General features: G+C 42.9%; 25 protein-coding genes and 2 pseudogenes. 3 read left to right on the top strand and 24 right to left on the bottom strand.

The window, feature by feature from the left end; all coding sequences use genetic code 11:
• Positions 1 to 18 precede the first annotated feature (18 nt).
• Positions 19 to 819: an AraC family transcriptional regulator gene (locus tag YC6258_RS12700; RefSeq protein ID WP_044617320.1), complete on the bottom strand. Its 801-nt coding sequence runs from the start codon at positions 817 to 819 to the stop codon at positions 19 to 21.
• Between the two features lie 101 nt (positions 820 to 920).
• On the opposite strand from YC6258_RS12700, the gene YC6258_RS12695 reads away from it, so the two are divergent.
• Positions 921 to 1,877 (top strand): DMT family transporter, encoded by a 957-nt coding sequence (locus tag YC6258_RS12695; protein ID WP_044617319.1) that lies wholly within the window; start codon positions 921 to 923, stop codon positions 1,875 to 1,877.
• 58 nt (positions 1,878 to 1,935) lie between these two features.
• On the opposite strand, the gene YC6258_RS12690 is transcribed toward YC6258_RS12695, so the two are convergent.
• The 10 genes and pseudogenes from YC6258_RS12690 to YC6258_RS12655 form a co-directional block, all read right to left on the bottom strand.
• Positions 1,936 to 2,790, bottom strand: coding sequence for a HEPN domain-containing protein (locus tag YC6258_RS12690; RefSeq protein ID WP_044617318.1), 855 nt, complete (start codon positions 2,788 to 2,790; stop codon positions 1,936 to 1,938).
• A gap of 84 nt (positions 2,791 to 2,874) precedes the next feature.
• A complete protein-coding gene (locus tag YC6258_RS12685) occupies positions 2,875 to 3,711 on the bottom strand; it encodes an HNH endonuclease (protein ID WP_044617317.1) in 837 nt (278 codons plus the stop codon).
• Positions 3,695 to 5,290 carry an AAA family ATPase gene (locus YC6258_RS12680; RefSeq protein WP_044617316.1) on the bottom strand — a complete coding sequence of 532 codons (1,596 nt, stop codon included), beginning with the start codon at positions 5,288 to 5,290 and terminating at the stop codon, positions 3,695 to 3,697. Before YC6258_RS12680 ends, YC6258_RS12685 begins: the two co-directional genes overlap by 17 nt.
• A gap of 307 nt (positions 5,291 to 5,597) precedes the next feature.
• Entirely contained in the window at positions 5,598 to 6,143 is a 546-nt protein-coding gene (locus YC6258_RS12675; protein WP_044617315.1) for a hypothetical protein, read from the bottom strand.
• 77 nt (positions 6,144 to 6,220) lie between these two features.
• Positions 6,221 to 6,694 (bottom strand): hypothetical protein, encoded by a 474-nt coding sequence (locus tag YC6258_RS12670; RefSeq protein WP_044617314.1) that lies wholly within the window; start codon positions 6,692 to 6,694, stop codon positions 6,221 to 6,223.
• Positions 6,695 to 6,705: 11 nt separating this feature from the next.
• Positions 6,706 to 6,912: pseudogene (locus tag YC6258_RS31345) on the bottom strand (ECs_2282 family putative zinc-binding protein); the annotation flags it as partial.
• Positions 6,913 to 7,279: 367 nt separating this feature from the next.
• Complete coding sequence (locus YC6258_RS12665) at positions 7,280 to 8,224, bottom strand: IS5 family transposase (protein WP_044617313.1); 945 nt, start codon at positions 8,222 to 8,224, stop codon at positions 7,280 to 7,282.
• Positions 8,225 to 8,280: 56 nt separating this feature from the next.
• A complete protein-coding gene (locus tag YC6258_RS30265) occupies positions 8,281 to 8,451 on the bottom strand; it encodes a hypothetical protein (RefSeq protein ID WP_169748903.1) in 171 nt (56 codons plus the stop codon).
• Between the two features lie 125 nt (positions 8,452 to 8,576).
• A complete protein-coding gene (locus tag YC6258_RS12660) occupies positions 8,577 to 9,143 on the bottom strand; it encodes a YecA family protein (protein ID WP_044617312.1) in 567 nt (188 codons plus the stop codon).
• Between the two features lie 1,536 nt (positions 9,144 to 10,679).
• Positions 10,680 to 11,564, bottom strand: coding sequence for a LysR family transcriptional regulator (locus tag YC6258_RS12655; protein ID WP_044617311.1), 885 nt, complete (start codon positions 11,562 to 11,564; stop codon positions 10,680 to 10,682).
• 99 nt (positions 11,565 to 11,663) lie between these two features.
• Here YC6258_RS12655 and YC6258_RS12650 point away from each other — a divergent pair, with 99 nt between their 5' ends.
• Positions 11,664 to 12,383, top strand: coding sequence for an SDR family NAD(P)-dependent oxidoreductase (locus tag YC6258_RS12650; protein ID WP_052830250.1), 720 nt, complete (start codon positions 11,664 to 11,666; stop codon positions 12,381 to 12,383).
• Positions 12,384 to 12,826: 443 nt separating this feature from the next.
• Here the strand turns inward: YC6258_RS12650 and YC6258_RS12640 are convergent, their stop codons facing one another.
• From YC6258_RS12640 to YC6258_RS12630, 3 genes are all read right to left on the bottom strand, one after another.
• Positions 12,827 to 13,348, bottom strand: coding sequence for a hypothetical protein (locus YC6258_RS12640; protein WP_044617309.1), 522 nt, complete (start codon positions 13,346 to 13,348; stop codon positions 12,827 to 12,829).
• Positions 13,349 to 13,879: 531 nt separating this feature from the next.
• A complete protein-coding gene (locus YC6258_RS28160; protein WP_144407636.1) occupies positions 13,880 to 14,167 on the bottom strand; it encodes a hypothetical protein in 288 nt (95 codons plus the stop codon).
• A 521-nt stretch (positions 14,168 to 14,688) separates the two neighbouring features.
• Complete coding sequence (locus tag YC6258_RS12630; RefSeq protein ID WP_144407635.1) at positions 14,689 to 15,402, bottom strand: hypothetical protein; 714 nt, start codon at positions 15,400 to 15,402, stop codon at positions 14,689 to 14,691.
• 2,100 nt (positions 15,403 to 17,502) lie between these two features.
• Here YC6258_RS12630 and YC6258_RS28155 point away from each other — a divergent pair.
• Positions 17,503 to 18,039, top strand: a pseudogene (locus tag YC6258_RS28155) (transposase).
• 253 nt (positions 18,040 to 18,292) lie between these two features.
• Here YC6258_RS28155 and YC6258_RS12620 read toward each other — a convergent pair.
• From YC6258_RS12620 to YC6258_RS12565, 10 genes are all read right to left on the bottom strand, one after another.
• Positions 18,293 to 18,586, bottom strand: coding sequence for a hypothetical protein (locus YC6258_RS12620; RefSeq protein WP_044617306.1), 294 nt, complete (start codon positions 18,584 to 18,586; stop codon positions 18,293 to 18,295).
• Between the two features lie 29 nt (positions 18,587 to 18,615).
• Entirely contained in the window at positions 18,616 to 19,212 is a 597-nt protein-coding gene (locus YC6258_RS12615; protein ID WP_044617305.1) for a hypothetical protein, read from the bottom strand.
• 90 nt (positions 19,213 to 19,302) lie between these two features.
• Positions 19,303 to 19,650, bottom strand: a complete 348-nt coding sequence (locus YC6258_RS12610) for a hypothetical protein (RefSeq protein WP_044617304.1) — start codon at positions 19,648 to 19,650, stop codon at positions 19,303 to 19,305.
• Between the two features lie 58 nt (positions 19,651 to 19,708).
• A complete protein-coding gene (locus YC6258_RS12605) occupies positions 19,709 to 20,074 on the bottom strand; it encodes a hypothetical protein (protein ID WP_144407634.1) in 366 nt (121 codons plus the stop codon).
• A 70-nt stretch (positions 20,075 to 20,144) separates the two neighbouring features.
• The gene (locus tag YC6258_RS12600) at positions 20,145 to 20,573 is read right to left on the bottom strand and encodes a hypothetical protein (RefSeq protein ID WP_044617302.1); all 429 of its coding nucleotides are present in this window, start codon (positions 20,571 to 20,573) and stop codon (positions 20,145 to 20,147) included.
• Between the two features lie 79 nt (positions 20,574 to 20,652).
• Positions 20,653 to 20,913, bottom strand: coding sequence for a hypothetical protein (locus YC6258_RS12595; protein ID WP_044617301.1), 261 nt, complete (start codon positions 20,911 to 20,913; stop codon positions 20,653 to 20,655).
• A 146-nt stretch (positions 20,914 to 21,059) separates the two neighbouring features.
• On the bottom strand, positions 21,060 to 21,341 hold the full coding sequence (locus YC6258_RS12590) for a hypothetical protein (RefSeq protein WP_044617300.1): 282 nt from the start codon (positions 21,339 to 21,341) through the stop codon (positions 21,060 to 21,062).
• Between the two features lie 761 nt (positions 21,342 to 22,102).
• Positions 22,103 to 22,537, bottom strand: coding sequence for a hypothetical protein (locus YC6258_RS12575; RefSeq protein ID WP_044617297.1), 435 nt, complete (start codon positions 22,535 to 22,537; stop codon positions 22,103 to 22,105).
• Between the two features lie 144 nt (positions 22,538 to 22,681).
• A complete protein-coding gene (locus YC6258_RS12570; protein WP_144407633.1) occupies positions 22,682 to 23,383 on the bottom strand; it encodes a hypothetical protein in 702 nt (233 codons plus the stop codon).
• Between the two features lie 307 nt (positions 23,384 to 23,690).
• Positions 23,691 to 23,966: a hypothetical protein gene (locus YC6258_RS12565; protein ID WP_044617295.1), complete on the bottom strand. Its 276-nt coding sequence runs from the start codon at positions 23,964 to 23,966 to the stop codon at positions 23,691 to 23,693.
• Positions 23,967 to 24,026 lie beyond the last annotated feature (60 nt).

The raw sequence follows: 24,026 nt of genomic DNA, 5'->3' as shown, positions 1-24,026 counted from the left end.
ACGCCGGCGCATGGGTGCTTATTTGCCGATGGTGGTTTTGCGGTACTCGTCTGGTGTGACTCCCATGAGCCGGCGGAACATGGCAATAAAGGCCGAGGAGCTGCCATAACCCAGCTCCAGGGCAATGCTTTCCACTTTTCGCCCGGCGATCAGCAGCGGCATCGCTTTGACGATGCGTAACCGCTGACGCCACTCGTTTAACGACATCGACAGATCCCGCTGGCAGCGGCGCACTAATGTCCGCTCGGTCAAATGCACGGCACTGGCCAGTTGCGCCACCGTGCGACCATCGCCGGGATTGGCATCGAGCATTCGCAACAGCCGGCTCAACTGCGGATCTTGCGAAGTCGGCAGATAACTGCCCACGCCTTCAGCCTGCTCCAACTGATCCACCAGCACCTGCAACAACCGTTCATCGCCCGCGCGATACGGTAACGGTGGCAACGACTGATGCAGATGCTCCAGCATCGAACGCACCAACGGGCTGATGGTCAGGGCACAGGTATGCTCCGGCATAGCCGTGCAGTGAGGTGCAGAGATATACAATGAACCGTGACAGGTGGCGTGACGGTTAAGACCCTGATGCTCCACATTCGGCGGCAGCCACAACCCGTATTGAGACGGCACCAGATACTGACGCCCGGCCACCACCACCTCCATCATGCCGCTGAAGGAATACACAAACTCCCCCCAGGGATGACTGTGCACCGGATAAGCCGCATCGGCCGGCGTTTGCGCCGCCCAAAACACAATGGCCGAAGGCAGTGCTTCGTGACCGGCATAGGGCGACTGCTGAAATTCGCGTGCAAGAAGATTCATAGCGGATGTCGTTTTGCTGCTATCAAATGGCGGATTCTAGCTATATCTATCAAAGCTGACAAAACGATAATGCCCGATCATTTATTAGCCTGGAGTCAATCATGAACAGCCGCCGGCCCATCGATGCCAGTGCATTGGGATTAATGCTTGTTTTTTGTCTGTGCCTGGGTTTGCAACAGGTCGTGCTCAAAGCCACCGGCGATGACATTTCCCCCGTGCTGCAAATCGGTCTCCGCTCCGGCCTGGCCGCGGTATTGGTCATCCTGTATCTGTGGCTGCATCCCGCCAAAACCCTCAACTTCACACTGAAAGGCCACCTCGGCGCCGGCCTGACCGCAGGTTTTTTGTTCGCTCTGGAATACATACTGGCCGGCGAAGCCCTCCGATTTACCACCGCCGCCCATACCGTGGTATTCCTCTATACCTCGCCGGTGTTTGCCGCGTTGATTCTGCATTTTGTCGTGCCCGATGAACGGCTGGCGCCGTTGCAATGGCTGGGCATCGCCATCGCCCTGGCCGGCATTGCCACGGCATTTCTGCTGCCCGAAAGCGCAAACACCGAAGCCAGCCCCAACCTGCTGCTCGGCGACCTGCTGGCCATCGGCGGCGGCGCGGCCTGGGGGCTGACCACCGTGGTCATTCGGTCATCCAGCCTGGCATCCACACCCTCAGAACACACCTTGTTGTATCAGCTGGTGGTGGGTTGTGTGTTGTTGGTCACGAGCGCATGGCTGCTGGGGCAATGGCACTTCGAGCCGACCGTGCCGGCGCTGGCCAGCCTGACCTTTCAAACCGTGGTGGTCTCCTTTTTTGCTCTGCTCATCTGGTTCTGGCTGTTGCGTCACTACCCGGCATCGCGCATCAGCGTGCTCTCATTATTAACGCCATTGTTTGGGGTGGCCCTGGGCGCGGTGTTTTTGAACGAACGCATTGAACCGGAATTCCTGTTCGGAACCCTGCTGGTGCTCGCCGGCATCTTATTGGTCAGCGGTCATGAATGGCTCAGACAACTGCTGGGCTTTCGGGTGAAAAAATCCGGGGTGTTGCCATTGGAGTGAAGAGATTCAGGAATGCATTCAAGGATATGAGTGGAGACTGAAAGGGCTGAACAGAACGTCAGCCCAGGCTTTCGATTTTGGCGGCGCAGTGTTTTTCCGCCAGGGTTTGCAGATGTTTGATGCGCTCCGCCAGCCACTCCAATTGTTCAACAGTGATGGAATAACCGGGATCGTAACGGGAATCCACATAAGCCTGACACAACAGTTCAAAGCAGGCACATTCAAACGGAGTGCTCTTCGGGAACGCCGATAAAAACTCAGGTTCGATACTGCCCGTTAAGGTACGCAGCTTTTCAAGATCATGGATTTTGGGTTTGTAGTGAGTGAACACCAGCAGGATCATGGCGTACAGGCGCTCAGTCGCCTGATGCAATGAAAAGGCAGCTTCATTGTTCAGCCCTTCGTTTGATACCAGGTCGTACACTTTAAGCTTTTCTTTGATCAAATCACGCCAATGATCAAAATGCCGTTGCGCCTCTATTTTCCGTGCGGCCAGTGGTAATTCTTTCGGCTCTACCAACTCCAGCTTGCCGGAATCATGCAGCAAAATCCCTTCCCGGTAGATATCCGCATAGAAGTACTGACACTTGCTCAACTGCGCATTCACAAAGTGGATATCTTCGGCAATCAGACTCACCGGCGTTTTGATCTCCCGCATCAGCCGACGGCTTAAAGACCGCTTCGACTCCGTTCTTCTCGCCAGCACGCTGTTTTTGGTAATCGCCAACAGATCCATATCGCTTTGGTAGCGGTAATGGACACCATCATCTTCGAGATGATCCACCCAATCCCCTCGGGCATAACTGCCAAACAAAATCAGCAGCTCCGGTTTTACGGTCTGCACAATAATATCAACCGCATAAAGCAGCTGTTCCTGTTTATCCAGAGGGAGATGGTCAAGAGTCGTTTTCATCCCGGCATCCTAACAACTTCCTGGCTGTGAGCCAATATGGTTGGGGGGAGTTTTGGAAAGGGGCACACATTAGCAAGTAACCTATTAAAGAGTATTCAACAATCCAATATACATCACTCTTTTCCAATAATTAGCAAATGAAGCATTTGCAATAACAGGTTCTAAATTCGTACGTTTGAACTCATCAACACAGGAAAAAAGGCGTCTTTGAGCAAAAACATCTGATATTTCTTGCGCCGCTTTAACCGAGTAACGGGCACCAATATCAAATTCACAAAAATGCTTGTTAACTCGTGCCTTATCTATGTCACTCCACTGACTAGGGGGCGAAGTATAGAACTCAAAGACACCCGGCTGATCTGAATCTTCTTGAATATATCGAGCAAATATCCATTGCTGCTCAAAAAAATGAGACCTATCCAGAAAAGGATGTAAAATCTGGTCTTCTTGTGTTTGGGCATAAGCATCGCCTTTCCCTTCCATATTACAGTCTCGGCAAGCAGGTATAAGGTTATAGGGTAAGATTGAAAACTGCGAAAAGAATGCTTTCGGCAAATAGTGATCTAAATTTCTTGGTCTCCCCAATCCTCCACAGAAAGGACACTTATCAGAGGATCCTAGTAAAGTATCGTATAGCTCCCTACCGGTTTTCTTTTTCCTTAGATAATATTCATATAATCGAATCAATTCGCTCTTTTTAAGGTCTGCTAGCACAACGGGGTCTTCACTACTACCTGATAATAAAGCCGTAATCTGGTACAGAGTCCCTTGTTCTCCCAAGCGACAGTATAACTCCGCCTGTCGCAGTATCTCATTTTCTGCCATAACTAGCCGTTGCTTGTAAGCATCACGACTGGCCCCATTGATACAAGCGGCCAACGTATCAGTGATGCTCAGTTCAGGCCTACTTATCTGCATCATTTTGATTTGTTCCTTCTCTATTACTTATAAGGGCTTTCAGAATAGCTCGCCCCTCGAAACCGAGCTGAGAATTAAATTCTCTTAGAATTTCCTCATAGCTTTTTCCCTGTTCTACAATATGAACAAGGAGATCATAAAAACCTGAACGAACAACCTCCAACCCGAAAATCTCACGAGTCAGAACTCCAACATTCTCTCCAAAAGTTTCAATATCTGGTCGCTTAGGACTGGTATAAACACCAACACGATTAATTGTCCATACACAAGATTTCGGAATTTCTTGGAGTACAACTGGAGAGTGGGTGGCGATAATGGCCACGCCGTTTCTATCATGTAGTAAATCACTAAGTGCTCTAATAAATGCGGATAGTAAAGGTGGGTGTAAGTGGCTCTCTGGCTCGTCAATTAAAACCAACGTTTTTTCTTCGACGGTAGCAACTAATCTCGTTATCGTAAGAAGAACTACAGCATGGCCAGAACTCATTCGATCTAAATATGTCCTAACTTTATCTAGATAGACAATCTTAAACTGATCTGAATCAGACTGAACTCCAGCACCTATTTCGTTGATAATACTCTTGTAGTGGTTTTCTAACTTTTCCAGTTTCATCCTCTCAAAATTTTCATCAGAACCAAGCTTCCTAATTGCTGCGTGCCAACGTTTTCTTTTTTCTTCAGATCTAAAGCATTCGGTCAATGCTTGGCAACAATCTCCCTGTAGTTCTGAAATAGTTCTAAGCCTATCCTGATCTTCTCTATCCTTTAAACCGATATAGAAATAACACGTTCCTTTAGAAGGGTCTGACTGCTCTCTTGGAGGACTAAAAGGATCAAAAGCGCTGAAAGATACGGACACCAGACTGCTAAAATAATCTTTACTAATAGCACTTTTTTTCCGAGGCGTTTTTTCTTCGGAGAAGCTTGCTGCTGTATCTCCTGGAGCCATTACAGCTTTAATCATATCGTTAAGAATAGTTGTCTTACCCACACCATTTCTACCAATAATGGCATGAATATTCGTACTAGGAGAGGAGCTAGCTTTTACCCTAAAATCCAAGTCTATACCGGATATTTTCTCTTCCTTCGGCCTTTCAAAGGAAAATTCGAAGTTTGTAAGTGGGGGCTTACCTTCCAACACTCTGGAAAACTGCCCCTTGATCTCCGATAAGCTGATATTACGCAATAAAGAAACTTTGAACACTTCTTCATCTTTGACTTCTTCGATAATTGCAGGTTTAAAAACAATATCTCGCAATGATAAAAGCACGCTATTTCTTAACTCTAAAGAAAGTAAAGATAGGTTTTTATAATAACTAACTCTTTGACCCAGAGAAAAATACGTCTCTTTTAGCTCTGTAAAACTCTCACCGATGGTGTCATAAGTACACGTTCTTTCACTTTGCTTTTTGAAAGCAACCTTCACATCTCCGATTTTATGAAGCTCTCCTTTTTCATCATGCAACGAGAGGTAAAACATCGTTACAAACGAATAGTCGTTCCATCTATCAATTTTTAAATAGCCGACATTCCGACCCATTTCAGGAATCTTTTCATTTGTTTTTATAATTTTAAACTCCATAAATACTGCCCCTTAAGATTCCCGACACCTGGAATCATATCAAAACCTTTAATTTCTCGTATCAACCAATCTTACATTCAACTAATTTTTCGTAGATCACTAAAAATTAGAAAAATCCTAATCACTGTTCAGCAAAATCTAGAAACGCATTGAAAGAATTCTAATGACATATTACTTTGACATTATTTTTCGTAACTACAAATAATTCTTTTGTCAGTTATGTTTTAGTTGTAGTGGGGTTCTGGGCCAAAGCGCCATGGCAACTCTAAAACGGAGCGTAAACCAAAACATCAACTGGACAAATTCATTAGCGCTTTATTAACCGGGATAAAATTAGGCTGTCACATTCACGCACACAATACCTTATTGTTTCTTCTGCTTTATCAAAAAATCGATTGTCCAATAACAAATCTTTTGATCCACCGCTATAATACTCTAAAATAAAGCCTCCATTGTGTTCATGCACTAATTTACCGTGCGCGAATGCATTCCTCCAGCTCATTACTTTATTTAATTCTGCTTTAAGTTTTTTGATTCGATCGGTTTCCATTAGTTGAAAATTCTCAATTAGTCTTGTGAACACTCGCCGTTTAAAAACATAGGTTGAATCGGAAGTTCCCATAATTTCGTTAACAAAAAAATTTTGATATTGATTATCCTTTGTGAATATTATTTTGCTAACAGCGGAAATCATACGATCTTCAATTATTATTGCTGCGGATATTATTTTAGAACAATTTCTCTCAACTATTGACAAATCTTCAGTATAGTCGTCTGAAGGATCACCTTTAGGTAGAGCCCCGTCAACGTACTCACGCCCCCTATATACCATCGGTAGACTAATTTCTTTCATTATTGCCAACTCCCGTATTTTAGGTTGGTTTGGAATGCAGCGGAAAACCAGTCCGACAACATGTGCTTGTTGCGTATTTAAAGTGTTGGATAATACAGCTTTTCATTATGAGATTGAGCATCGTCTTCCCAAATAAGTCGAACCACATGCTTACGTTTAGTATTCATGTAAACCGCAGCGATCAAGTCGACCGTCTGATGTCTATCTAAACTTTCCATTGGAAATTTGTCAGTTACTTCAGAATCAATAACCACATCGTTTCCCTCGGGAAACTCTATTTTTACGTTTCTAGCAGTCGAGGCGCCTTTATTCCATATTCTTAGCCGATACTTGCTGCTACCCAGTTTAATAAAAGATGCACCTAGATAAGCTCTTTTTTCATTTAATAAGTCCTCGTTTTCTTTTTCCAGAAGAAGATTGTTTAGCTTCTCTTGGCTTTCAACAAGCGACTTCTGCTTTTTGTTGAAACTGACAGTTTGCCAAGTTGCATAACCTGACAATAGGAACGCCAAACCAGCAATAATGTCGCCTACATCGATATTAAATGGCATTACTTGATCCTTTATTTTTGATTCCTGAAAATGATTTTTTTAATAGACTTACGAAGTTCATCAGCGAAATTTTTCATAACCTCTTTCTTAATTTCAAAAAAGTGATCGTCAATATTTTCTCGAATTAGCTCGTCCTTGTTAAACTCTCTCCCACATGAAGAACAGGTCATTATCTGAATAGTTTCATATACGTCCTCATCATACGAAAAATTAGAACACCCACATGTTGGTCATAGTAACCTTATGCTTCTATTGTATTTCTCATAATTCTTCCTATCTCTCCAGCATATGAGGACAAGTAACGCCTGGATCTTCGGAAAATTTGTAGTACAGCGTAAGTTTTCTTGAAAACAACACTTTGTTAAGCATTTTTTTCATGTATGTTGAACAAAAGTCCAACTGGTTTTTTTATTCTTGCGTTTTCTTTTGCAAGTTCTTTTATAGGAAACCTCTGATTTTTACCCCAAAACATGGTCAATCGTTAACGCCATTCAAAACAATCTCGAATTGGGCGCGTCTTTGTCCCATTTTACGACCTTTATGCCTGGAATTAGGGCCGAAACCCTAACTCCAGGCACACTGACCCTATGTCAGCAGTGATTTCACTTTCATCAGGTTGGCAAAGGCACACAACAGATACAACCTGTTTGTATTCTTCGCCAAACCACGATAACGAACTTTGCTGTAACCAAACATTCGTTTGATATAGAAAAAGCTGTGTTCCACTTTCGCTCTGATCTGTGCCGTAATCGTTTCCATCCAGTTTTCCAGGCTGTCTTCTGCCATTTTTCGTCTCGTGCCGGGTCGTGCAGCAATCATCCAGTCGACTGATCGGTCCTTGTGTTCTTCTCGTTTTTCAATGCCGATATACCCGGCATCACCGATCACATGCTCTTCCTGACCATGTAACAACTGATCTGCCACGGTGATGTCATGGACATTGGCCGAGGTGGTTTTCAGGGTATGAATCAACCCAAATGCACTGTCCACTCCGATGTGCAGTTTCATGCCAAAATGCCATTCATTACCTTTCTTGACCTGATGCATCTCCGGGTCTCGAGCGTTGTCCTGGTTTTTTGTCGAGCTGGATGCTGCAATGATCGTGGCATCCATAATGGTGCCTTCTTTGAAGGTCAGTCCTTGTTTAATAAGGGTGGTATTCATGCGGTCAAAGATCTTTTGACCCAGTTGGTGTTCTTCCAGCAAATGACGAAAGTTGAGAATGGTGGTTTCATCTGGAACGGTATCTATGGTGATACCGGCAAACCGCCGCATGGAGGCGATTTCATAGAGAGAGTCTTCCATACCAGGATCACTGAGGTTATAAAACAGCTGCATGCAGTGAATCCGTAACATGGTGGATAACGGATAGGGTTTACGACCTCTGAGGGATTTGGAGTAATATCGCCGAATCGGTTTTTCCATTTCTGTCCAGGGCAGCAGAGCCTCCATCTCAGCCAGAAATTTTTCCCGACGTGTTTGTTTGCGCTTTGCTTGGCTCTCGGCATCTGAAAAAATGAGTGATGACATGACTATTCTCCATTTGGATCATTCTTGGCTGGATTATCGCAGATTTTGGGTATTTTTCAGAGTTGCCCTAAACCCAAGTCATAGGCAATTTCGCTCATCAGCTCTTGCCAATTGACAAATCCAGCAGGAATGGAAAGCCCTGCTCCAGCAAAAATCGCCGCAGTCCCTTCATTCAGATCTTTCATGTAATCTCGCATAAAGATTTCAGTTTCTCGATCAAAAATCATTTTCATACTTCCAAGCTAATATTTGATACATCCTGAGTACATAACGCTTGCAGCATGCGCGCCTACAGAGTAGAACCGAAGGCGCTATGTAGTATGCATCGCAGTACCTGCACTGGTTAGAAGGGTCATTGGCAACACTGTTTGTTTTTTCTGCCAGACCCGCAGTAACAAGGGTCATTTCGCCCCGTGTGCTGCTTTATAGAACGTATGAACTCAGCCTTACGCTTTTGCTTTTCAAGACACACTTCATCGAGGCCAAATTGATCGTCGCTTAACCGAGCCTGGTCAAATTTGTTCTCTAAATCAACCAAGCTGTTGACTACTTTATTGTTAACTAATGAAACGGCTCTTGTCGGTAGCCGTTGATTTACTACCAAATCAGCTACCGAGTCGTCTGGGACAAAATTGTGATACTCGAGTGTGGCTTCTGGAGGAGTAACACAGAAAAGTGCTCCACTTTTATCCTTAACCACAACATGTCCATGCAACTTAATGATTACCGACCCAAGCATCGAGAAAATCCACCCGTACTGAATCGAACCTGGGTTGTATGCCAAGTAGCGTTTCACGTTATCTAGGCAGTATATCGGCTTGCCCGATTCCATCGGTTGAATTGGAACCTTAAGCACAGGCCCAAGATTGAGATTGTCCAAAAAGCTCTTCGGCAATTTCTTAGGAATATAATAATTCACCGAATTCACCCTCCTGCTCTAACGCCAAAAACAACTGACGCGACGTGCTCAGCTGCTTCGCATTGTTAGAATTGTGCATGACCGGGATGTCACCGAACCTTAAAAAAACTATTACCACCGGACATCGCCAATTCCCTGGTAACTTGGCACCCAACAAAAACATTGAATGCCGTCTGACTTTGCCTTTGCACCGTAGCTGATTTAGCCACGAAACGGAAACTTGAAAATATAACTAACTTGGTTGAAGAACCAATTCTAACCATTATTCTACATCAGCCGATAAAACACCCAGAAGACGATTTCCCCTGATCAGCTAAACTCACTCAGTTTCATAAAACCCGATAAACTTAGGCACACAACCCAGCCCTATCAATTTCGCTCGCCAGATATTCGGTGAACATCTGGATGCTGATCCTCCAAAGCACGATGATTTGTTATGTTCATTACAAAAAAATCATCATTACTTTATACGTACTATTCATCCAAGATCGGCAATAACATGATAATAATCAAAAACTAAAAACGGCAACTTAAAATCTTGATCATTCCTTCTCCACTTTTCCATCACCATCCTTTTCAAAATGTGATTTGTCATGAGAGATCACCGCAAAAATAAGATAACAAGCCATCATATTGATTTGTTTATGGCATAAATCTAATTGTCTGACAACTCAAAATAAAAGGCTAAAACACGTCGATTTTTTGACATGCCGATAAAACATTAGTTGTAGAAATACCGTTACAAGATACGTGAATATCGTTCTCATACTATCGAATGAGAAAAACCTTTTATTTAAATGACCAAAATCCATTTTTTGTCTTACTGACCAGTCACTTAGTGGTCTTATCGGCGCTATGCTCGTACAACCGTATTGCGACAAAGAAGTAGAGCCCTAAGCCAGAAAACCATAAGCAAACTCAGCTTGTTTTGCAGTGCGACCACGAAGATTTTCAGGTAAAACGATTCAGCTAATGCGTGAGACAATGATCAATCAGCACTGAATCTAATAGACTGTTTACTGACTTAAGGAATGCTCCTTGCCTGGAGCCGAGTAACACAATCAACAGATATCTAAGGGGCCTCTGAAAAATAGGAATAGTTTTGATGCAGGCCAGTAAACCACTCGCAACACCACAGTTTACTGACGTAAATGAGGATGTGAGACAGGAGCTGACAGCGTCCTGCGCGAAAATAGACCATTTTTCAGAGATCCCTTAGTTTCTATCAAAAAGTAGTTAAGATGGGTGTCCTGTTATGTTTTAAAGCAAAATAGGGTTCAGGACAAAGTACAGTCGAATATTTGATCACTTATCATTAGTTATCGATACATACAGTAATTTGTGGTTTGTTAAATTAAGTAGAAACTCTAAGGAGGTTCTGTCCATCAATGTGTCAGCGAGATCTCGGCTGACACAGTTATGCCCCAAAATGGTTTATTCGTCGGAGCTTGAATGGCGGCAAAGGGTTAATTTTTAATATGCAAAGACTAATAACAGGCAGTAAGTAGACCCAGACTTCTTCACGACGTGTTAGATTTAGAGTTTTAATTCGTCTATTACCGTTCTAAGCGCTGGCGCCATGTGTCGATTTTTGGGGAAATAAAGATAGAGGCTAGGCCAATCGAGTGCCCAATCATCGAGAATCATAACAAGTTCGTTTGAATCAAGTTCTTTATATATCAGTGATTCAGCGATCATCGCAATTCCAAAGCTATTTTTAGCAGCCTTACAAAGAATCGCTGGACTATTAGTTGTTAGGGTGCCTTTTACATCAAGTGTAATTGACTTCGTGCCCTGCTGAAATTCCCATTCATGCCGTCGACCACTTTGAAATTGAAAGCCAATGCAATTGTGATTGAGTAACTCCTCAGGAGTCTCTGGTATACCAAAGTCATTGATATACGCTTGAGAAGCAACAGTAACAAAACGAAAATTATTCAATATAGGAATAGCAACCATGTCTTCTGGTACTTTGTCTCTCAAGCGAACTCCAGCATCGAACCCTTCAGAGACAATATCAATAAATCGATTTTCAACAATTAAATCTATTTTTACATCCGGAAATCGTTGTCTAAAATCAGCCCCGAGCCTATCTAGAATAATAGGTGCGGCGACTTCATTTACACTTATTCGAACAGTGCCTTGAGTTTCGTTTCGTGTACTTCCGACTTTATCTACAGCTTGTTTTAGATCACTCAATACCGGATTTATCTGTGTAAAGAAGTCGAGTCCTTCATCTGTAAGTGACACGCTGCGTGTTGTTCTATTAAACAACCGAATGTGTAACCTGTTTTCAAGAGACTTGATCAAGTGGCTGAGGGTTGATGGGGTTATACTCACAGAATCAGCTGCTTTCTTAAAATTTAAATACTGAGCTACTTTTTGGAAAGCTTGTAGCTCGTGTATTGGAGGTAAAGACATTATTTCTCCCAACTGTATTATCTATACAAATTATAGCTATTTTTAGTATTAATAGTAATGGTTATGCTGGTTTTACTTTTAGTAGAACGAGGAAGAATCATGGAACAAAAAATATTCTTAGTTACTGGTGGTAACAAAGGCATCGGAAAGCAAATAGTAAAACAAATCGCTGAGCATGGGCATAGAGTGTATGTTGGTGCACGAAATGTTGGTGCGGGTATGAATACGGCAACTGAATTACAAAGTGCAGGAGACGTTCGATTTGTCCATTTGGACTTAAATAATGAACAGAGTATTGATGATGCTGTATTGTTTATTGATAGAGATAGCGGCCACTTAGATGGATTAGTGAATAACGCAGGGATGATTGAAGGCTATGAGAATGCATCGAAAGTGAGTACATCAACTCTAAAAAATACCTTTGAAACAAACTTTTATGGCACCGTGATGGTGACTCAGAAGATGTTGCCTCTATTAAGAAAAGGTTCGCACAAAACGATAGTTAATGTCTCCACTGGGCTAGCTTCGATGACGATGCATGGAGATCCTTCTTGGCCGTTTCATAGTACAACTCCTTTTGCGTACAATGCTTCTAAAGCTGCTTTGAATATGTTTACTGTGTTGCTCGCCAAAGAACTGAGAAATGAAGATTTTTGTGTTAACTCTGTAAGTCCTGGCTGGGTTGCGACTGACCTAGGAGGACGAGATGCCCCAAGAACCGTGGAACAAGGTGCTGTTATTGCGGTTGAAATGGCAGTTAACAAAAGTAGTGTTCAAACAGGGATGTTTCTGACGGAGGGGGGGATGATTCCCTGGTAATAGGAGGGTCACATCCAGAAGGAATAGCAGTAAAATCATTTTGGTTTAGTGGCCAACAAAAGTTGGCTACTATTTTTAATAGCTAAGATTCAATTCTATTTGAAAACGGTATTTTCAATTGTTTGTAACTTCTTTTTTGTCTAATTGCGTATCAGCTCAAGCAGAGATAGCACGTTTGTGCAAAGAAACGCCCGACGGACACAACGGGAAACACAATGATAATAAGGCGTGGCTTCAAGGGAGATTTGCGACTTCCTTGATCGGGTCATGATCATACATCTTTATACTGATAAATATACAGTATCGGATAATGCCGGCTGTTGGCGTGAATATCAATAGTTAAGATGGGTGTCCTGTTATGTTGCTGCCATAATTTCGTTAACAAAAAAATGCTGCGCGGCAGCGCAGTACCACGCACAATAATGAGCAATTTTAATTTTTTGTTATAAATCATATTTCTGCTTTATTTTTAGTAATAACTTATTACAAGCTTGGTATAGAAGATATTCGAGATCTTTGGAGTCAAATATAGGGCGAAAACGCCAAAAAGCTCTCCAACTAAATATCCGATTTAAATATTGAGTTAAGCTCATTTTTTCGGTTTGAGAAAAGGTAGACTTTGTCGCACCTGAGACTAAATAGTAAAGACGTGAACTCACAGAAACTTTTGGGCGCCACATGACCGGAAAGCCAAAATCACCTGCTGTACACCCAAGTGCTTCACCCGCTTGGAATTTAGTAACAACAACATCAATGACTAAATCAGTTTTTCTTGGTGAATCGACCTCACTTGCTAACGGAAGTGAAAAAATGGACTTCAAATTCATGCTTAAACTACTATCAAGGTCTGTACTTTCAAAAGCGCCCCATTGATCAAAGTGTTTTTTAATGCCTGTTCTGGGTACAACAGCCAGGTTCCCTAGAAATACTCGAGGTTTTTCTTTTCTGAAAAGATTTTTAAACATTGCTCGACTCTATGATTTATAACGCCTGAAACTACGAACACGAAGTGGTCCGTAGCTTTATATTGCCTGAATTGTGCATGACCGGAAAGTCACCGAACTTTAAATAACCATTACCATCGGACATTGCCAATTCTCTGGTAACTTGGCAACAAACACAAACGTTGAATGCCACCTGATTTTGCCTTCGCACCGTCGCGGATATAGCCACGACACGGAAACTGCGGCTATTTAGGTAACACTTTTTTGGCACGCTGTACCTTAGCCAAAATCGTCTCGGCGTTCTTTGTCCACCTGAACGGCTGACCAGGTCGCTGTTGTGGAAACGGATAAATCGCTTCAACTCCTTTTTCAGGTCCGCCACATTACTGAAAACGCCTCGGTAAAGTGCCCGTCGTTCAAGTTGAGCAAACCACCCCTCTACTGCGCACTTGCAGGCGTAAGGTGAAAGTGGATCCGTGGGTGCTTGTCCAACTACGCTTTGACCCCTTTTGTCTGTGAGCACTGGGATTATCCAGCACGATATGCAGGTCTTTATCCTTGGTGTTTTCTTCTCTCTATCTGCTTTAAAAATGCCAGGAACTCTTTTGATCGGGTTTGCTTTTCCACCCGCCCAATCAGTTCTCCTGTCAAAATGTTAAAAGCCGCATAGAGAGCCGCTGCTCCGTTTCGCTTGTAGTCGTGAGTGTCGCTTCCAACATGACCTGGTGACAGCGGCAAGCCTGGTTGGGTTCGGTCCAAAACCTGAATTTGTGTTTTCTCGTCAACATTCAATACCAGAGCATTGTCGGAAGGACCCATATACAGGCCAACGACATCCACCACCTTCTCAGCGAAATCCGGATCATTACTGATCTTGAAAGACTTTAATGGTTGAGGTTTTAAATCAGCAGCCTGTCTGATTTGACGAACCTGTCATGTAGTGATGCCAGCGTACTTTGCCACTAGAGCCACGTTTCAATGCGAGGATTTATGGGGTATGCGCTCTGTCGTTAACTTTAAATCACGGTTCACGACATCATTAGTAATCACTGAGGGGCCGCCAGGTCTTGTTTGATCAAGTAACCCATCCGTCCCCTCTTCAAAATATCGACTTTCCACTTATAGATTGTTTTGCGTGAAACTATTTCAGTAGCTGAAATTTCCGGGACAGCGATCCCTTCTGAAAACGTAAGAATGATCTTTGCTCGTGTCACCTGCCCCTCAGGGAGGGATGCGCTGCGCCCCCCTCTTTCAGGGTCGCAGAATCCTGGCTTGATAGAGTCAGGTTGTTTTCAGTCATAACGGCGATAATGCAAATGATATCGAGTCAGACAAGGTTATCTTATTAACCATATGGCCCACTAGAGCCCCAGATTGCATTCTTCGCTGGTCGCCTTACCTTGCATGGCTGCCCAGCCATTTGCTGCTCTAAAGCGTCCATCACCGGGCTCCTGATCAATCGCCACTCGGAAATCCCTGGTAGTCCAGCAGTTCCCGCCAGTACAGAGGTAGTCGGTGGAGGCAGTACCCGCGTATAGCGTCATAACAGCCCAGTTGTTCGGCTGCAAGTTTGCGAAGTGATACCAGTTAGCCGGAAAAGACTGCGTCGTGTGAAACCGTTGTTTCCACTTGATTTCCAGCGGCTGAACACAAGCCGCCACCTGCCAGCGAGTCTTGGTAGTAAACCCGGCAAAGCCCGAGGTGGGGAAGATCGATAAGGACGAGGTTAGCTGCAGCCATCCACCCGTGACATGCGAGTCACATCGTGCTTTTTTGTTCAGCGTACCATCGTTATCCGTATAGATTGCGCACTGCCCCCACCCTATACCGTAGGTAGACGTTGTATTGTTGACACGACTATTAATGTCGGAGCATCGTTGGTTGATAAAAGCACTCTTTCCGCCATCACCACCGCTACAGTATCCGGCGCTCATGGCGGCGGATGCATAGGTAACGCCCCCCAACCTGTCATCACGTAACTCGTCAACCCGAATCTCACGAGCGCGGAAATCTAAATCTTCACGCCCAAATAGCTTGAGATCATCAGCACAGGAAGTAATGAGTTGAGGGGGCACGATTGCTTCGCCATTCGCAATTTTGAGGAACGTATGCAGAGGACAGACATCCTCGTCCATACGCGGTTGCGGAAGATCCATATGCCCTTGGACTACAACTCCAGAAGCACCGTCAGCTGTAGCCATGAATGTGTATAAGTAAGGCTCCTTTGAGTCACTGGATGTAACTTCCACGATGGCGACGATGTGATCTTCGGTTGCCATTTTATCTGCACCATCAGGGCGCTCAGTACCCTCCCCGCTAGATAAGCTGAGTATATCGTCAGATCTGGCTTCTGCTGAGCCAGGCTTTAGCGTTATAAGTAAGGCAAAACAAATTACCAATAAGCACATTAAGAAATTTTGTATCTTACAGTTATTAGCCATTTTATTTCTCCGTTTATTCCATCATAGGCCTAACGCTTAAGACAACGGACACGAAGCGATACTGCTGACCCTTGTTAGTTTTACTGTGCATCGGTTTGCTGGAGGCTGTTTATCCAAGGGTATTTTTTAAATCAAAACTATCATTGGAGGCCCCAATCAGAGCTGTTAATTTCCCGAACTCGGTCTGTTTCCTTGTAACCCGACGAGAATATGATGATTGAAGCTGCCGGATTGACCAGGGAACCCCTGAAAAATGGACTATTTTCGCGCAGGACATTGTCAGCTCCTGTCTCACATCCTCATTTACGTCAGTAAACTGCGGAGTTGCGAGTGGTTTACTGGCCTGCATCAAAACTATTCCTGTTTTTCAGAGGCCCTTTAGAATTGTGCATTACCGGGATGTCACTGAACTTTAAATAACTATTACCACCGGACATTGCCAATTCTCTGGTAACTTGGTACCCAAAACAAAAATTGAATACCGCCTGATTTTGCCTTGGCACCGTAGCGGATTTGGTCACGACACGGGAACTTGAAATTGTAACTTACTTGGTTGAAGAACCAATTCTAACAATTATTCTGCATCAGCTAATAAAATATCCAGGAGACGCTCTTTCCTGATCAGCTAAACCCGCTCAGTCTCATAAAACCCCATAAACATAGGCACACAGCCCACTCCAGTCGATTTCACTCGCCGGATATTCGGCGAACATCTGGATACTGAGTCTCCAAATCTCGATGATTTATTATGTTCATTACAAAAAAAAATCAGTATTATTTATAAACACTGTTTATCCAAGATCGGAAACAAATTAGTTTGCATATTTATTATTTTTGTATTTCTTCATTAGCAGGATAATTTTTTAAACTTTTCTCCAATATTTTTGATTCCCCTCCAAAACCGATTTGATATACCTCTAAGCTTTAAATTGTCAGGGCTTTTCAAAAATGTGTACCGCGCTCCAATACAAGATTTTTCCCACGACTGTTCGCACAGTTGTTTTATCATCAAGAACCAATTCACTTCGGCTAACCGACAGTAGTTTTTAAGACGAAGGAGGTAACTTTCATGAATCAAAGCCTAAAAACGGCAACTTAGAATTTTGATCATTCCTTCTTCCGCTTTTCAGCCGACATCCTTTTCAAAATGTGATTTGTCATAAGAGATCACTGCAGAAAACAAGATAACAAGCCACGGTATTGATTTGTTTATGACATAAATCTAAATGTCTGACAACTCAAAATAAAAGGCTAAAACACGTCGACTTTTTGACATGTCGCTAAAACACTAGTTGTAGAAGTAACATTACGAGATACGTAAATATTGTTTTCATACTAACGAATGATAAAAACATTTTATTTAAATGATAAAAATCCTTTTTTGTCTTACCAACCAGTCACTTAAAAATCTTATCGGCGGTATGCTCGTACAACCGTATTGCAACAAAGGTAAAGCATTAAGCCAGATAACCATAAGAAAACTCAGCTTGTTTTGCAGTACAACCACTGAAGCTTTTCAGGTAAAACAATTCAGCTAATGCGTGATGACATGATCAATCACGAGTGAATCTAACAGACTGCTGCCTGCCTTAAGGAATGCTCCCCGCCTGGAGCCGAGTAACACAATCAACAGATATTTAAAAAATCACCAAACCATTGAACAGACAAAACACCTTGGCGTCATCGGTTCTCCATACCCATACCCGACGCCTGGATTATCGCCCGTATGTTCATATGGTCGTGCCCGGCGGGTAGTGCACAGTGCTAAACGGGAGTGGCGCAAAGTGCGCGGACGCTATCTGCTTAACGGTCGCGCTCTGGCCAAGGCCTTTGGCTGAAGCCGATCTCTCGGCTTTCCACACACCCAAAACGTGGATCGCGCAATGCAAATGTGTCGGCAAGGGGTTGGAGGCGCTGCAGTATTTATCCCGCTATCTGTATCGCGGGGTTATCAGCAACGTCAACATTGTTGACGACCACGGCACCTTTCGTTATCTCGATGCCCAGACCCAGCAATGGCAAACCCGCACTGTCACAAGAGAGGCATTTATCGGATTGATTTTGCAGCATTGTCTACCCAAAGGGTTTCGCCGAGCGCGGGACTACGGATTTTGCATGGCAACGCGAAAAGAATCCTGCGCATTCTGCAGTGGGTGTTTCGGGTGCGACGGCCGCAGCCACTGCCGAAAAAACGATAAGCCTGCCCTATCCACACTACAGCGCGGCGATACGTGTGATCGGCATGCGGCCCCTAAAAATCAGCAGGGATAACTGAGCACTCAGCAGGAAGCGACAGATACCACAGCATAAACTCACTTCAGCAGGGACCGGACACACTATGTAAAGCCGCGTTTTTTTTAACGCCTACCGGGCGAGGCCCTCGCTCGCCCTGAAAAAACGCCTCTGTAAAAAAGAAGCGTCATCACTCCCGCTGAAAAACAATTTATTGCCTATTAATAATAGTTCGCCGGGCTCGTTCAACAATGAGATATGCTGTGGCTATCACGCAACATATCCTTATTTGTTAGGTAGTAATAATTGGTGCATTGCTAAATCCCGTAACAAAAAGAGCAAGGGCTGTAGTGCTAAGAACTAATAGAACTATAAATACCCGATACCACTTTTGTATTTTCAAACCACGCTCAGTCAACACCTTAGTTGGAGGAAAGCTAGTTTTCCATAGTGAGCTTAGATCATCGACCTGATGTAATTTTTCTCGCGACACTTCTTTTGATAAGAGGTTTATTGCCAAAAACATCGAGCCAACTCCCAAAACAAAAAGAATCATTATTGGTATAACGGCAATATTAAAGCTCATCTCTGATCCTTATGCGGCTACATAACGCCTTAAACACCGGCGGCGCTTGCGCCATCCGAGTGCTTTAACTTGTTAGTCGATTTTTTGGTGAGATGAAATTCTGTTTTTAAGGGAACTTCAATACCAGAATTTTTATCTTTTAGATTTATTAGAACTTTCCAGGTTCCTGGTAAGTCGCTCGGTTCTCCAACATACCTAATAATTGTCTGAGTAAGTTGAAGATTGTATTTATATTGATCTGGTGGAGCTTGCCAGTTTGCGCAATTTACATCATTAGAATTAACTGAATACGTTTCATCTGGGCGTACAACCTGAATATCGCATGTTATATTAATTAGACCTTTATCATCTGCTTTTGGGTTTGAGAAGAAAATAAGGACTGTAAGCTCCTGACCATAATCTACATCTTTTGCTTTATTAAAGTGTGGGATATTTTCGGCTGGTGTATTCCATTTTTCTTTCCAGTCTTTATCTGGGGTAACAACTAGCAAGCCACCAAAACCATTTATGTTTTTCATGGCATCAGTATTTGGAACAGAATTCCCAGCTTGATCTCGCCAGCCAATGTTCTCGGCCATTACGATTGACGACATTAAAATCAGCGAAATTGCTATAAGTTTCTTCATGACTTCTATCCGGCTAACGCCTCAATGACCGGCGCAGCTTTGCTGCATCCGGCACCGAAGGCGAGTAGTTAATTGACTTGTTAGCATGTTCTACTCCTCACTAAGCTCTGGCAACGATAACTCTTGCCCCAACTTTAAGAACTCTTCTTTAGTGTATGGACCAAAAACAAATTCAGTAGAGTCAGCAAACTTATGATCTTGGTCTCGATCTATGTAGTAGTACGCACATGATTTCTCAGGACATGCATACACTGAAATGAAATTTTTATTTGCATTGATAAATATGGGTTCATCAATACGCCTTATATATGCACCTTCACCGACACTAAAGCCAAGACTTTTAACACCGTTGATCAAATAGACTTCGTATGGGCCATCACTCCATGATGGGGAGCAACCGATAAGCAATACTGCTATTAATAATGAAAATTGCTTCACGATATCCTTTGCACGCTAACGCCCTTAGTAACGGCTGACTGTAAGCCAATCCGATTGCCTAAACTTGTTCTGTTTTGGCCGCTAGTACAAGATTTCTTATATAAACCGTATCTGGTTCATCTTCATCTTGCCAAACCAGCCCATTATCTAAAATTACACCCTGTTCAATGAGGGCATTTACTATTGTGTCAGTGATATCGGTATAGTTTTTCATATTGCTGCGATCACCAGTTGAGAACGGCCAGTCATCATACGTGTCAGACACAAACTCGATATCATCAGACGGGTGCTGATTTCTGTACCAATCTACCATATAGGAAGAGACAGGGTTCTCCTGAATCTCACCCAAAGTATTAACTGGCAAGTGAAGGAACGTTATCTGCTCGTTCCTTGAGTTATTAACTAATGTATATCCGATACTCATAATTTAGGAAACAGAACGCCCAAAGCAATGGAGCGCGTTAGCGCGTCCAGCCCAAAGGGCGATGCTGCCTTTACTTGTTAACAGTTGAGCCATGTAAATAAGAATGGCCTAACCAATATATATGTGTAGTTGCCAACAACGGCAAGATTATTATAGCCCAATGCAGCCCCAGTTTGCCTTGGACAATGGGATAACCGTAAGCCAAGATCGAAATAACACCAAACACCATAAAAATACGAATTTTAAATGGTGAAAGTAGCTTTGTCTCTGGAGAGATTATGCGCAGCAACATGGCAACCAAACTTGCCATACCAAGCGCTCCACCTACCACTAAGAGTAAAACTGGCAAGAAGCCCAAAACATTCTCAAAATCACCATCGATAACTAATCCAATAGTTGCTAGGGGCCAAACAATTATACCCAACATCAGAAGAAGGAATACTGGGCCAAAGCAAACAATTGTTTCTAGGAGTAAGAATATTTTACCAATAGTGCTCATATTTGAAGACTGCTAACGCCCAAAGCAGCGGGGAGCCGTCAGGTGAGTCCTGTCCGAAGGACATTGCTGCCGTTGCTCGTTAAGTATTTTCATCATAGAACGGTATACATATAAACGGTATATCATTACGACGCCTTTTATAAATAAGTCTCAGCTTTCCATCTGGTTCATTATGAAATTCAATACCAGAATGTTTTTGGGTGAGAGGAATCTTCCTTTTGCCAAAAAAACCTCCCGCATCATCTGGCTTCCCAAGTTTTTTGATAACGGATTCCTTCATGTCGTCATTGGAAAAGACGTGAACCTTATCTCGAACAAGTAATTCGATTTTCTCAGTCATTTAATACACTTAACGCCGTGCTCACGGGACCAATGTAGCGAAACAAACATGTGATAAACTGACCGCAGCGCAGCACTTGTTTGTGGAGCGTAATTGGTTCCCGTGCACCACCTTGTTATGCGTTTGTTGCATTTTAAATGCGGAGATCAAGCTCGTGCTCTGTCAAGTGCGTCATCAAAATATTGGACTAAATTAGGCGCTCCTTTCCATTTACTATAATTAAAGCAACCCAAATGAAGCCGAATCAGATCTAAACCATCATCATCGGACCATCGATACACTTGATCAGGTATATCATGGACAGCATCCATAATCTCGTAGACAAGCCTGATATCAGCTCTTTCATCTATGCTATAGTTTCGACAATAAACCATGGCCCACTTAACAGTATCAAGAACAGCTTCAATTACGTAATCAGGTGCCTTCATTTATCCAATCCGATTATTCCCGATTCTTTGAAACATTCATTAGCAACATGGGATCAAAGTTCATTCTATATTCCAATTCTAAATGCAACGCTTCATACATGATTACGAATAACGCCGAAAACAGCTGACACGAAGTGATCAGCTGCTCTGTATTGTTAGAATTGTGCATGACCGGAAAGCCACCGAACTTTAAATAACCATTACCACCGGACATGGACAATTCTCTGGTAACCTGGCACCCAACTCAACAGTGAATGCTACTCGATTTAACCTTTTGTACCGTAGCGGATATAGCTACGACACAGAAACTTGAAATTGTAACTTACTTGGTCAAAGAACCAATTCTAACGCCGCCAGCAACGGCCGAAATGAAGCGGTGAAGACGCGGAATGTAGGTCCAGCCCACAAAGTGGGTGATGTTGCCTGGCCTTGTTACATATTTTACGCACGGGCTAAGTCCTACCAGTTAGTGCTAGTAACCTAGCCATTACCGCAACACCTATATCTCGGTACTGCTCGTCAGTTAGTTCCATACCATCTACGTCGGAGTTTTGTAGTTCCGGAGAAAAAGTATAGAAAGCATCGAATTTCCAATTTATGGGATTTGTTTCCCCAGATGCCTTGACGTCATCTAAGAAAAGACGACTTGTGCCATTTCCCATGTCTCTTAGTGAGATGGCAACTCCATTTGGATTTCTTATTTTGTCATCGTAGTCCATAACTCGCCTATGACATGCAACGCCTTGTTATAGCACTCACATCTAAAAATTGGTAATTTCGGATGGCTTGCCATCTTTGGGAAGCAATTCTAGTGAAAATAACTTACCCGAATTACCATTTTTCGTTATCCGATACTTTTTCCCAGCCTCAAACTCGTACTCTATTGTCGATGACTCTTTCAGCTGAATATTCAACTCCCCAAAACGGTATAGTAATCCCGCCTCTATGGTGTGGACCCCTGGTTCAAATTCAATGGCATTTACGAAATTTCTGAGACTCAAACTAGATTTATTTCCGTCAAATGAAACCAAACCTATTAACTCGGGATGCCCAGGCTCAAAGACAAGCATTGACGTATTATCACCGGGATAGGGGATGTCTTTTGGGGCTTGCTGATGAAATGCCTTCAAATATGGAGGCAAAGAAACACACGCAGTTATCAACACACTCAGCAAAAAAATGCTTATTTTTCTCATAGATTCTCCTCGTAGTTATAACAGTTTCTTTTACGATACCTGTCGCTTTTTCCGATGTCGTATATACAGTTTCTATCAAACAGTTCTATTTACCTGTTTAACCCAATAACCATCATAGTTTCAAGCCTTTCTGCAATATTCGGGTTAGTCCGCTGTTGACCGCTTCGTTAGCAGCACTTTTTCACGTAACTTTTCAAATCCGCTCGCACCATTTTTAAATAAGTCGGCTAATAAATTACCATTTTGAGTTAATCTTCTGTCAGATTCGTGAACATCATCAGATTTGTATACTGAATGAGCTTCTTGAAAAAGTTTAACTGCTTGGCTTTCTATATACGGAGGTTCGATTACTTCAATACCCGTAAAATTCAAATGCCGAGTTAGCTTACTAAATTTAGCTTCATAAATACTTTGAGTTTCAAACCAATTCAACCTTGAATTATCCTGCTTATTTCTTAATACTTCATAACTAACAGAGGTGCCAGCATTCTCATGGTGTTTGGCAACACCCAAAGTAGAATAATAATATTGCCCGATTGATTGACCTAAATTATTGAACGCATCTTCAAGGTTATCTATAAGTAAATCTAGTTTGGCATTTTTATACTGAATCTTCCAAGAAGAAAAAGCTAAATATGCCACTAAAACTCCAAATATAGTAGCGAGGCTTGAAATAATGCTGATTACTTTTAGTGCTTTCTCTAATTGGTCTCCATTAAATGAGAAAAATCGACCAGCAACTAAGCCAGACAAAAATAACAGAGTGCAGATAAGAGAATAAAATTTCCATTCATTCAAGTTTTTCTTAACCTCCGAAGTGCTGATAACAGTTTCTTTTACGTCCAATAACAATATATCCAACAGACGTTTTTGCCTAGGATAAATCAGCTCAGAAAACCAAAGTAACTGCGTCAATGTCCAATACGTTTTCTCGCATGAACCTTTGCTCTATATACCCGGCTGTAAATTCAGGAGTTCGCCCTTGTGACATTCCGTCACGAGACGAGCTCCAGCCGGAGGCTCCTGTAACTAATAAATTAAACATGTCCCTTTATCTTCTTAATCTAAATGAGAAACAATTTGAGGATGCTAACGCCCGCAACAAATGCGAGCGTATCGAGTCAAGGGCGACAGTCCGGTTTGCTTGCGTTTGTTATGCATCATCACTAATTTTTCCGCCAACTTTATTTTTTAGATTCTGCAGAAAGTTAAGAATCAATTCATCTTCCTTATAGTGGCGGCCACTAATATTGACCGCGACAGCAGGCACTACTAATTCAGGGTCTTGACCAAGAATGATATATACATATGCACATACATCTTCTGGATGCCAAATTAGCCAAGGATTTTTCTGACCAGGCAACAAAGTTGAAATCTCCCTTTCAAGCGATTTGACATCATCGATATTTTCAAGAAAGTAGCTCTTCATACCTCAATCTGCATAACGCCGCGCACAACGGCCGGAACAAGCGTAGCTTGTGGAGGTCCG

It is taken from the genome of Gynuella sunshinyii YC6258 (assembly GCF_000940805.1).
Classification (GTDB): Bacteria; Pseudomonadota; Gammaproteobacteria; order Pseudomonadales; family Natronospirillaceae; genus Gynuella; species Gynuella sunshinyii.
This window is presented reverse-complemented; position numbering and strand designations above follow the sequence as displayed.